We start from the raw sequence: 10,707 nt of genomic DNA, 5'->3' as shown, positions 1-10,707 counted from the left end.
TTGTCATTTTGAGCCTTTGAAAAAGGCGAAAAATCTTGTTTAGATTCTACATTAGATACTTCGCCCTCAAAGGCTTCAGTATGACAATATGTTTCACTTCGCTTAACACAACAATCTCTTTTAGAATCTGCACTAGATTTCATAGTATTAGAATCTCTTTCACAAGATCAAGTATCACTAGCCATATATGCCCTTATTAGCTTCTCTACTGCTTTGCAAATAGGCTAAATAGCGAGATTCTTTAATGCTTTTTGTAACAAGATGGGCTAAAAGCCCTGCAATAAAAAGCACCACAGCAATCACCATTAGCCCAACGCACACAAAAAGCGTGGGGAATCTCGCTACCTTAGAAGTCTCTAAAAACTCCAAAAAGATAGGCACACCAAAGAATAGAGACAGCAAAAAGCATATAGAGCTTAGCACACCAAAAACAAGCAAAGGACGCTCACTAAATAAAAGATTTAAAATCATAAGCGATATTTTAAAGCCATCTTTAAAGGTTGAAAGCTTAGAGAAGCTCCCTTCTGGGCGGGATTTGTAGGGAGCTTTTATCTCATCGGTGCGAAGCCTTTGCTCTAGGGCATAAATGGTGAGTTCAGTCTCTATCTCAAAGCCATTGCTATGAGCGGGGAAGCTTTTGACAAAAGGGCGAGAAAAGATTCTGTATCCACTTAGCATATCACTAATTTTTGTGCCAAAAAGCATTTGCGTGCTTTTTGAAAACAGCTTATTGCCAAAGCTATGTCCCTTGCGATATATGCTAGAATCTGCCTCTCTTGCGATATTTAGCATATCAAGCTTATGAGTGCTAAAATACGCTAGTGCGTTTGGCAAAATGGAAGCATCGTGTTGAGTATCCGCATCAATCATTACATAAAAATCTGCTTCAATTAATGCAAATGCCTCACGCATAACCGCCCCTTTACCTTGTGTGCTAACACTATGGAGTGTGAGGGACTTTGCGGGAATTTTAGAATCCAGATTCTCTACCAATTCGATGTGGGTGCAGGGTTTGGGGTGCATTTTTATAGAATCTAGAATCTTGTCATTTTGAGCCTTTGAAAAAGGCGAAAAATCTTGTTTAGATTCTACATTAGATACTTCGCCCTCAAAGGCTTCAGTATGACACGGATTAGAATCTAGATTCTTATCCAAATGGGTGGGTGCAGGGCGTAGTGGTGCAAAATTGTAAGATTCTGCAGTCTTGTCATTTTGAGTGTGTAAGCACGAAAAATCTTTTTTAGATTCCATATTGGATATTTCGCTTCGCTCAATATGACAATCTAAAGATTTTATCTCATCAATTTTTGCTTTAACAATATTTCGTGAGTTATCACTTGAATTATTATCAAATACATAAATATGTGCGTTTGGCAGCACAGCAAAGACTTCATCAATAACTTGAGCGATAGTCTTTTCCTCATTGTAGCAGGGGATAATTACAGCAACACTCCCTTGCGTAAAACTTTGATAGTTTGCTAAATCTAATTGAGTTAGGCTATTTGGGGGAATACCCTCTCCCCCGAATAAATCTACTGCCTGTTTATCTGCAATATCTATGTATGAACTGCTTGATTTTGTGATAGTATCTTTCATCATTGTTATTGTAGCCACCTTTGAAGTTTTTTAAGAGTTGCGAAAGGTTTGGATTGTAGCTCAAAATTTATTACAATTTTATTAAATCGCACTTTAACATTAAGTCTTTGACTTTGTTTAAGGATTTTTTGCTATAATCCGCCCTTTGTTTTAACTTAATTTTGGTCTTGGAGTTTTATAGATGACAACTACCTTTTTTGTCGTGCAAATTGTTTTAGCCGTGCTTATCACCATCGTAGTGCTTTTACAGAAAAGCTCAAGCATTGGGCTTGGTGCGTATAGTGGAAGCAATGAATCTGTTTTTGGAGCAAAGGGACCTGCTGGGTTTTTGGCAAAATTTACAATGTTTTTAGGGCTACTTTTTGTGCTAAATACAATCGCTCTAAGCTACGCATATAACAAGCAGTCTCAAAAGAGCATTCTTGATTCTTTACCTAGCACACAAGTGCCAAATGCACCACAAGCAGCAACATCAGATTCTAGTGCATTTGTCGTTGATGAAAATGCCGCTCCAACCGCACCACTTGTAGCACCTTCAGATTCTAGTGAAGCTAATAAATAAAGGAATAATATGCTCAATGATATTTACAATAATGCCAAGTCCCATATGGACAAGACTATTGAATCTCTCCGTAGAGATTTTGGCACACTGCGTAGCGGTAAAGTCAGCATAAGTATTTTAGATAATATCCGTATAGATTATTACGGCACACCAACGCCACTTAATCAAGTAGGCTCAGTCATCGCACAAGATGCCACGACAATCATCATCACGCCTTGGGAAAAGCCATTGCTCAAAGATATTGAGAAAGCGATTCAGGAGGCAAATATCGGTGTGAATCCAAATAGCGATAGCGAGTGTGTTAAACTCTTTTTTCCGCCGATGACACAAGAGCAACGCAAAGAAATTGCCAAAAATGCTAAATCAATGGGGGAAAAAGCAAAGGTCGCTATCCGCAATATTCGCCAAGATTCTAATAATGCGATTAAAAAGCTTGAAAAAGATAAAAATATCACTGGAGATGAAGGTAAAAAAGCGCTTGATGAGATTCAAAAATACACTGATGAATTTGTCAAAAAATGCGATGATATGGTCAAACATAAAGAAGAAGAAGTGATGAAAGTATAAAAATGAGTGAAGTTATAGGTATCAAGCATAATCAAAATATTTATGATCTCTGCACTGCGAGTGAGCTTAACATCAATGGGGAGCAGATACATTTTGATAATTCCCCTGAATCTTTGGAAATTATCCGCCATTCTTGTGCGCACCTTATGGCTCAAGCGATTAAATCGCTCTATCCTGAAGCGAAGTTTTTTGTGGGACCTGTAGTAAATGAGGGCTTTTATTATGATTTTAAGGTAGATTCTAAGATGAGTGAAGAAGACTTGCCTACTATTGAATCTAAAATGCTAGAAATCGCCAAAAAAGCCTACCCTATCCTTAAAACTACCCTACTACGCAAAGATGCGGAGGCGAGATTTGCCAATGATGAGCTTAAACAAGCTGTGATGAGTAAAATCACAGATGATAAACTCAGTATCTATACGCAGGGTGATTTTGAAGACTTGTGTCGCGGACCACATTTGCCAAATACAAAGCTTTTACAGCACTTTAAGCTTACTAAAATTGCTGGGGCATATCTTGGCGGAGATGAAAAGGCACAAATGCTTATCCGTATTTATGGCATTGCTTTTGCTGATAAACAATCACTCAAAGATTATCTTTTTGCTATTGAAGAAGCCAAAAAGCGAGACCATCGCAGACTTGGGCAGGAAATGGGGCTTTTCACCTTTGATGAGGAGATTGGAGCAGGACTACCTATTTGGCTACCAAAAGGTGCGAGATTACGGCAGAATCTTGAGCGTTTGCTCACCATTGCACTGAATGAAAGGGGCTATGAGCCTGTTAGGGGACCTGAGATTCTAAAAAGTGATGTGTGGAAAAAAAGCGGACACTACGATAATTACAAGGAAAATATGTATTTTACAACTATTGATGAGCAAGAATATGGCATTAAACCTATGAATTGTGTAGGACATATCAAGGTATATCAAAGCTCTCCGCGTAGTTATAGAGAACTGCCTTTGCGTTTTTATGAATATGGGATTGTGCATAGGCACGAAAAAAGTGGCGTTTTACACGGACTTTTGCGTGTAAGGGAATTTACTCAAGATGATGCACATATTTTCTGCCAAACAAGCCAGATCAAAGATGAAGTCAATCAAATCATAAGTTTCACCAAAAGCATTTTAGATGCCTTTGGCTTTATGTATGAAATGGAGCTATCCACACGACCCCAAAAGTCTATTGGGAGCGATGAAGTGTGGGAGAGCGCAACAGATGCACTCAAAAATGCCTTGAAAGAAAACAATATCACCTATCAAATTGATGAAGGTGGTGGGGCATTTTATGGACCAAAGATTGATATTAAAATCACAGATGCACTCAAACGCAAATGGCAGTGTGGGACGATTCAAGTTGATATGAATCTGCCTGAACGCTTTACTCTTGGCTACGCAGATGAGAACAACACGCAAGTGCAGCCTGTGATGATACATCGTGCGATCCTTGGCTCATTTGAACGATTCGTAGCGATTTTAACAGAACATTTTGCCGGTGAGTTTCCATTATTTATCGCTCCCACACAGGTTATCCTTATCCCCATTGGGGACGCACAGCTTGCCTATGCGAGAGAATTGCGTGATGAAATCATTAAAGTTGGTGCGTATGCGGAGATTTTAGATAAAAATGAAAGTCTCAGTAAAAAAATTAGACTTGCAGAAAAGCAGAAAGTGCCACTTATTGTAGTGATTGGGGCAAAGGAAGTAGAAAGCAAGATTCTTGCAATCCGTGATAGGAGAGAAAAGGCTCAATATGAGCTTTCTCAAGCTGATTTTCTTACAACATTAAAAACAAAAATAGGAGAGGTTCGCTTTTGAGCAGAGAAGAAACATTACTCAATGAAGAGATAAACTTTAAGGAAGTGCGTTGTGTGGGCGATAATGGAGAGGTGTATGGAATCATCTCCTCCAAGGAAGCTTTGAATCTAGCCAATCAAGCAGGGCTTGATCTTGTGCTTATCTCGCCTAATGCCAAGCCGCCCGTGTGTAAGATTATGGACTATGGCAAATTCCGCTATCAAGCTGAAAAGAAGCAAAAAGAGGCACGCAAAAAGCAAAAGCAAATTGAGATTAAAGAAATTAAACTCTCAACTCAAATCGCGCAAAATGACATTAACTACAAAGTCAAACACGCTATTGAGTTTTTAGAATCTGGTAAGCATGTAAAGTTTAAGGTGTTTCTCAAACAACGAGAGTTAAGTATCCCCCAAGCAGGAATGGATACACTGCACAAAGTCGCAGCAATGCTTGAAGACATCGCAGTTGCTGAAAAAGAGCCAAAGCTTGAGGGCAAATACCTTAATATGCTATATGTGCCAAAGAAAAAAGACAAACACTAAAAACACACTAATCTTATGAAAGGAGAGAGATAATGCCAAAGATGAAAACAAATCGCGGTGCAGCTAAACGCTTTAAGTTGAAGAAAAATGCCATTAAACGCGGAAGTGCGTTTAAAAGCCACATCTTAACAAAAAAATCACATAAGCGTAAGGCAAACCTTAATGCACCAAAATATGTTCACAGCACAAATGTTGATTCTGTCAAAAGCCTACTTTGTATGGCTTAAGAATCCCCACTCCCCACTATGCAAAGCATTATGGGAAAGAGAAGCAAAAAGCTTACACCTAAAAAGGTAAAGGAGAAAAAATGAGAGTAAAAACAGGCGTTGTCCGAAGAAGAAGACATAAAAGGATTCTAAAACTTGCACGAGGCTTTTATAGCGGACGCCGCAAGCATTTTAGAAAGGCAAAAGAGCAGTTAGAACGCAGTATGTGCTATGCTTTCCGTGATAGGAAGCAAAAAAAGCGTGATTTTAGAAAACTATGGATTACGCGTATCAACGCGGCTTGTAAGATGAATGGGATAAGCTACTCTCGCTTTATCCACGCTTTAAAACTTGCAAATATTGGCCTTGATAGAAAGATTCTTGCTGATATGGCGATGAATGATATACAGACATTCAATGCTATTGTTGCGAGTGTCAAAGATAAGATTAAGTAAATATTTGTGCAGATTCTGCATTTGGTGCTACATTACCACATTGTAGAATCTACTCCCCTTTAAAAACCCTTTTTGATGTGTTTTATCATTTTTATTGACTTATTCCAATAACTCAAGAAACTCTGTTTTTTATAAAATCGTAGCAACTTTAAAGGACTTTTGAGTATTCCTATCTTACAATACACTCTCAAAAATTGCTTGTGAATCCTGTAGATTCTATGCCAAGCAGAGTTTAATAACCCCAATTCCACAAATAAGGATTTTTATGCAAGATGTGCCTGAATTTGCCCAAATGCAAAGTGCTATTTTCCCTTTTATGGGTTCTATGCTTTTTATCATTCTTCATATTTACATCTATAAGGCATTGTTAAAATCCCTTAGCACCAAGCATTCTGTCCATCTTGTGTGGAAGATTTTTACCACTATCAATGCTCTGCATTGTGTGGCCTATCTCTTTTTGCGTGATAGTGCCAATGTGCCGCAAGTGTATTACTTCCTACTTTCACTTTGTCTTGGTATTACTTTTTTCTTTGTGATGGCAGCATTTATGTATCAAGTTTGCTCACTTTTTATTATGATGCTTCGCACCAAATCTGCAAGGAGTAGATGGCGACACAAAACTAAGGTTGGGATTTTTGTTCTTAGCCTTATAATGCTTGTGTTTGCCACCTATAATGGTGCAAAAAAGCCAGAAATTATTCAACATAGTCTTGAGATAGAGGGGCTTAGCACACCACTTAGGGCTGTGGTGCTAAGCGATATACATATAGGTGGGCTTATGGAGCAGAGCAAAACAAAGCAGATTGTGGAAATGACAAATGCTCTTAATGCTGATGTGATTTTTCTTGTAGGAGATATTGTAGATGCTAAATTAGAAGATGTTGAAAATAGCGTTGATGAGCTAAAAAATCTTCAAGCAAATCAAGGTGTGTTTTATGTGCTAGGCAATCACGAGTATTTCCACGATGTTGAAAATATTCTCAAAAAACTAGAATCTTTAGGATTTCATATTCTTATTAATCAAAACTATATCCTTGATAATACCATCAATATCGCTGGAGTAGCGGATTTTATGGGGTGGCGTGTAGGAAAGCTTGAGCCTAATATAAAGCAGACTTTTGCAAATGTAGATTCTACCCTGCCTACCATTCTACTTTCTCATCAGCCTAAGGTGATAGACTATCTTACCCCGCCTTATGACAAAGTCAGCCTTGTTGTGAGCGGACATACACACGGAGGGCAAATTTTTCCATTTTCTTTAGCAATACTCTTGCAGCAGCCCTATATTTCAGGACTTCATACACTTGATAATCTTAGCAAAACGCAAGTGTATGTTACACAAGGTGCAGGATTCTGGGGACCACCTATGCGAATTGGCAGTGAGCGAGAAATCACACTCTTTGAGCTTTTGCCACCAAAATAAAATTTTGTGGTACAAAAAGACTTTGTTCATCTGAAACTTAAGATGAAGGGGACCCACTTTGTGAATCTGGTAAATTTGGAATTTGTGATGCTAAGTCCTGTTCCTCTTCATCTTGTTCTGTAGATTCACTCTCATTTATTTCTATTGATACTTCTGGTTCTTTGGGAGTGATGATATTTTCTATATGAGCTTGCTTTTTCTTTTGCATTTTTTGAGTAAATTTATTTGACAAATAACAATCCACATATACCCTAAATAGCAAAGGCTCTTTTGCTTCAAAACTTGGAATAATCACGGAAAATTCAGCATTACTATCAGGCTCAATATCAATATCAATGCTTGTGCTAAAGGAACTTTTTGGAAAAATACTATTGAAAAGTCTCATAAATTGGCTATCCTTATCATCACGCACAGAATCTACACTAATCAAACATTCATTTATAGGTACTCTGCCCTTATTCGCGATATTTCCAGCTACAAAAAACCCTTTGGTGTATTGCATAGGATATGCACTTGTCAAAGTAACATCTGTTGTATAAAACACATTTTTCATCATAAAATGCAAACCAAAAGGTGCAGCAAGAATAGCAACGATTGAGAGAAAAAAGAAGAATCTTGCGATAAATCTCCGCCCACGCAAAAGCAACCCAAGAGTGAAAACCATAATAAAGACAAAAAAACCAATAAGTATTAAGCCTATTTCATAAATAGATAAATAAGACACCATTTGGATAAGTAAAATCTTTAGCTTTTCAAACATTGAGAATCCTAGTGTGTGTTACGCGAGGCTTTCTCTTCTATACCGCTTTGCCCTTTGCGTCTTTTAAGCTCTTGCAATACACGCTCAACCGAGATATGCTCTAGTGCCAAGCCTACTAAAATATGATAGAATAAATCCGCACATTCATAAATAATCTCAGATTCTTGCCTATCTTTAATTGCAAAGCACAATTCCCCTGCTTCTTCAATAATCTTTTTACAAATACCATTTGCCCCTTTGGCAAACAAAGACGCACTATAAGAATGCTTAGGATCATTGTGCCTTTTTTGCTCAATGATATGATATAGCTCATCAAGAATATGATAAATTCCATAAGATTCTTGAATCTTGGGGGCTTGACTTGCTTTTTTACCTTCATCACTTGGCACAAAGCTTTGAAAAAAACAACTCTTCTCTCCGGTATGACAAGCCACACCCTTTTGCTCCACAATAAAAATCAAGCTATCATTATCACAATCAAGTCGCACTTCTTTGATTTTTTGTGTATTGCCACTTTGCTCACCTTTTTGCCAGATTCTCTGCTTTGAGCGAGAAAAATAATGTGCCAACCCACTTTGTAAAGAAAGCTCTAAAGATTGTTTAGAAGAATACGCAAGCATTAAAATTTCATTGCTCCCCCACTCTTGAGTAATCGTAGGGATTAGCTCATATCGCTCCCAATCAATCTTTTCTAGCACATCACACATAGATTACTGCCCTACAACGCTGCTTTTTTGCTTGTTTTTAGAATCTACCCAAATATTTGGCACAGCCCCACCCGGAGTTAGGAAAATTTGTGCATTTGTATTTTCTTTTAACGCTTCATTAAACTTGCCTTGCGTTTCAATTTGACGCAATTCAAGTAAGCGTTGAGAGAGACTCTCATTCACAAGGCGGTTTGCCTCACTTTGACCTTTTGCTTCAATCTCTAGTGCATCTGCCTTACCTTTTGCTCTTTCACGCAAAGCATTTGCCTCTTCTTTTGCCTTTTGTGCATCCCTTTTAGCAAGTTCCACACCTTCAATTCTCGTCTTTACCTGCTCTGGCAGCACAATCTCGCGTAGCTGAATAGAAACAAGCTTCACAGGCTGATTTGGCGTTGCATCAAGCTTGCTTTTAAAGCCATTATGGATAAGATTTGCCACTTCATCGCGTTTTGTTGGTAGCTCCTCTGTTGGATAGTTACCAACAGCACTTCTCACCACATCACGAATCACGGGGTTGATAATTTTTTGCTCCCACGCCATACCATATTCTGCGATAGTCGCAGGGACTTTTTCACGCTCAAGCTGGTATTGCACGGTGAGTTCAATAGAAATTGTCATACCACTTGTATCCATAACATTAATCGCATCATTACGCAAAATGCTAGATTCTCTTCCTACGCTTCCCATATCTTCACTGCGGGAGAAGTTAATTGTCCTTACCTTTGTATCTACCAAAATCACATCTTGGATAATCGGCACAAAAAAGTGCAATCCGGGATCAAGCGGTTTAGGGTCATACTGCCCCGTAGTTACCTTAATCCCAACTTCTCCGGCATTAACAATCACAAAAGGACGCGCAGCAATAAAAACCACAATCAACAAAACAACGATAATAATCACACCTAGAGATTTTCCACTTGGCATAGAGGGTATGGGCATATCAAGGTTGAATCCACTATTCCCACGATTATTATTTGGGCGATTATTGCCGCCATTGCCACCATTATTACCATTGTTTCTTGGTTGCTGATTATCGCTAGAACCCTTTTTTTCATCAAGTTCAGCTCGTTTTTTCTTTAAATGCTCATTTAAATCAATAGGCATTGTTACTCCTTAGTCTATATAAGTTAAATAATGAGAATATTTTGGATTTTCACCATTGACAACTGCAAAATACGCCTCTTGCAGCTTCTTTGTCAAATCCCCCGCTTTGCCATTACCAATGATCCTTGCATCAAGCTCACGCACAGGTGTAATCTCTGCTGCAGTCCCGGTAAAAAAGGCTTCATCAGCAATATATACCTCATCTCGTGTAATGCGTCTTTGCTCTACACATAGCCCCATATCTTTAGCTATCTCAATAGTTGTAGCTTGTGTTATGGATTCTAGCGTATTGTCATAAGGTGGGGTGATGAGTTTGCCATTCCTTACGATAAAAAAGCACTCGCCACTACCCTCTGCCACAAAACCATTATCATCAAGCAACAACGCCTCATCACACCCACAAGCTAATGCTTCGTGCTTTGCCATTTGTGAGTTAAGATAATTTGCCGCCGCCTTTGCTTTACCCATAAATGACTTTGTAGGATTCCGCACAAAGGAGCTTGTTTTGACTTTGATTCCATTATTAATCCCATCTTCACCAAGATACGCTCCCCACTCCCACGCAGCAATAGCAACATTTACCGGTGCGTTAATGTGATTTAGCCCCATAACACCATAGCCAAGATAAATAATAGGGCGGATATACACATTGCCCCTATATTCATCTTTATTTGCCCTCAAAAGCTCTATATGAGCCTTTTCTAGCTCATCTTGCGTAAAGGGTGATTTAATACAAACAATCTTAGCTGAATCTAAAAGCCTTTTTGTATGCTCCTTTAAGCGAAAAATCGCCAAACCTTTTTTTGTCATATATGCCCTTGTGCCTTCAAAAACGGCATTTCCATAATGCAAAGTATGGCTTAAAATATGCGTAGTGGCTTCCGCCCACGGGATAAGATTGCCATCTTTCCAAATATATTTTGCTTCTTTCATTGTGGATACTCTCCTTATTTTTGAATCTAAAACAATGTCGTGGATTGTAGCAAAAGTTT

Annotated in this window: 12 protein-coding genes; 7 read left to right on the top strand and 5 right to left on the bottom strand. The window is 38.5% G+C overall.

Annotation, left to right across the window (positions count from 1 at the left end; translation table 11 throughout):
- Positions 1-177: 177 nt before the first annotated feature.
- Positions 178-1,599 carry a glycosyltransferase gene (locus tag EBF12_RS03475; RefSeq protein ID WP_244196338.1) on the bottom strand — a complete coding sequence of 474 codons (1,422 nt, stop codon included), beginning with the start codon at positions 1,597-1,599 and terminating at the stop codon, positions 178-180.
- A gap of 178 nt (positions 1,600-1,777) precedes the next feature.
- Between EBF12_RS03475 and secG the strand changes: the two genes are divergently transcribed.
- The 7 genes from secG to EBF12_RS03440 all read left to right on the top strand — a co-directional run bounded on the left by secG (position 1,778) and on the right by EBF12_RS03440 (position 7,144).
- Entirely contained in the window at positions 1,778-2,158 is a 381-nt protein-coding gene (secG, locus tag EBF12_RS03470) for a preprotein translocase subunit SecG (protein WP_121726419.1), read from the top strand.
- 9 nt (positions 2,159-2,167) lie between these two features.
- On the top strand, positions 2,168-2,725 hold the full coding sequence (gene frr, locus EBF12_RS03465) for a ribosome recycling factor (protein WP_121726418.1): 558 nt from the start codon (positions 2,168-2,170) through the stop codon (positions 2,723-2,725).
- Between the two features lie 2 nt (positions 2,726-2,727).
- Positions 2,728-4,539 (top strand): threonine--tRNA ligase, encoded by a 1,812-nt coding sequence (gene thrS, locus EBF12_RS03460; RefSeq protein ID WP_121726417.1) that lies wholly within the window; start codon positions 2,728-2,730, stop codon positions 4,537-4,539.
- The gene (gene infC, locus EBF12_RS03455) at positions 4,536-5,060 is read left to right on the top strand and encodes a translation initiation factor IF-3 (protein ID WP_121726416.1); all 525 of its coding nucleotides are present in this window, start codon (positions 4,536-4,538) and stop codon (positions 5,058-5,060) included. Before thrS ends, infC begins: the two co-directional genes overlap by 4 nt.
- 32 nt (positions 5,061-5,092) lie before the next feature.
- Positions 5,093-5,287: a 50S ribosomal protein L35 gene (rpmI, locus tag EBF12_RS03450; protein ID WP_014666543.1), complete on the top strand. Its 195-nt coding sequence runs from the start codon at positions 5,093-5,095 to the stop codon at positions 5,285-5,287.
- A gap of 80 nt (positions 5,288-5,367) precedes the next feature.
- Complete coding sequence (rplT, locus tag EBF12_RS03445; RefSeq protein WP_121726415.1) at positions 5,368-5,721, top strand: 50S ribosomal protein L20; 354 nt, start codon at positions 5,368-5,370, stop codon at positions 5,719-5,721.
- A 265-nt stretch (positions 5,722-5,986) separates the two neighbouring features.
- Positions 5,987-7,144 carry a metallophosphoesterase gene (locus tag EBF12_RS03440; protein ID WP_121726414.1) on the top strand — a complete coding sequence of 386 codons (1,158 nt, stop codon included), beginning with the start codon at positions 5,987-5,989 and terminating at the stop codon, positions 7,142-7,144.
- 37 nt (positions 7,145-7,181) lie between these two features.
- On the opposite strand, the gene EBF12_RS03435 is transcribed toward EBF12_RS03440, so the two are convergent.
- The 4 genes from EBF12_RS03435 to EBF12_RS03420 are packed head-to-tail and all read right to left on the bottom strand — an operon-like array spanning position 7,182 to position 10,648.
- Entirely contained in the window at positions 7,182-7,904 is a 723-nt protein-coding gene (locus EBF12_RS03435; RefSeq protein ID WP_121726413.1) for a DUF2393 domain-containing protein, read from the bottom strand.
- Positions 7,905-7,912: 8 nt separating this feature from the next.
- Positions 7,913-8,611, bottom strand: a complete 699-nt coding sequence (hisIE, locus tag EBF12_RS03430) for a bifunctional phosphoribosyl-AMP cyclohydrolase/phosphoribosyl-ATP diphosphatase HisIE (RefSeq protein ID WP_121726412.1) — start codon at positions 8,609-8,611, stop codon at positions 7,913-7,915.
- A 3-nt stretch (positions 8,612-8,614) separates the two neighbouring features.
- Positions 8,615-9,715: an SPFH domain-containing protein gene (locus tag EBF12_RS03425; protein ID WP_121726411.1), complete on the bottom strand. Its 1,101-nt coding sequence runs from the start codon at positions 9,713-9,715 to the stop codon at positions 8,615-8,617.
- Between the two features lie 9 nt (positions 9,716-9,724).
- Positions 9,725-10,648, bottom strand: coding sequence for a branched-chain amino acid transaminase (locus EBF12_RS03420; protein ID WP_121726410.1), 924 nt, complete (start codon positions 10,646-10,648; stop codon positions 9,725-9,727).
- Between the last annotated feature and the right edge of the window lie 59 nt (positions 10,649-10,707).

The organism is Helicobacter labetoulli (assembly GCF_003670275.1).
GTDB classification, from domain to species: domain Bacteria; phylum Campylobacterota; class Campylobacteria; order Campylobacterales; family Helicobacteraceae; genus Helicobacter_C; species Helicobacter_C labetoulli.
Note: the sequence above shows the minus strand (reverse complement) of the source record. Positions and strands in the feature narration are given on the sequence as shown.

Coding starts and splice junctions, on each gene's coding strand:
- frr (WP_121726418.1), top strand. CDS start 2,168: ATGCTCAATGATATTTACAATAATGCCAAGTCCCATATGGACAAGACT.
- EBF12_RS03425 (WP_121726411.1), bottom strand. CDS start 9,715: ATGCCTATTGATTTAAATGAGCATTTAAAGAAAAAACGAGCTGAACTT.
- rpmI (WP_014666543.1), top strand. CDS start 5,093: ATGCCAAAGATGAAAACAAATCGCGGTGCAGCTAAACGCTTTAAGTTG.
- EBF12_RS03435 (WP_121726413.1), bottom strand. CDS start 7,904: ATGTTTGAAAAGCTAAAGATTTTACTTATCCAAATGGTGTCTTATTTA.
- thrS (WP_121726417.1), top strand. CDS start 2,728: ATGAGTGAAGTTATAGGTATCAAGCATAATCAAAATATTTATGATCTC.
- EBF12_RS03420 (WP_121726410.1), bottom strand. CDS start 10,648: ATGAAAGAAGCAAAATATATTTGGAAAGATGGCAATCTTATCCCGTGG.
- hisIE (WP_121726412.1), bottom strand. CDS start 8,611: ATGTGTGATGTGCTAGAAAAGATTGATTGGGAGCGATATGAGCTAATC.
- EBF12_RS03475 (WP_244196338.1), bottom strand. CDS start 1,599: ATGATGAAAGATACTATCACAAAATCAAGCAGTTCATACATAGATATT.
- EBF12_RS03440 (WP_121726414.1), top strand. CDS start 5,987: ATGCAAGATGTGCCTGAATTTGCCCAAATGCAAAGTGCTATTTTCCCT.
- rplT (WP_121726415.1), top strand. CDS start 5,368: ATGAGAGTAAAAACAGGCGTTGTCCGAAGAAGAAGACATAAAAGGATT.
- secG (WP_121726419.1), top strand. CDS start 1,778: ATGACAACTACCTTTTTTGTCGTGCAAATTGTTTTAGCCGTGCTTATC.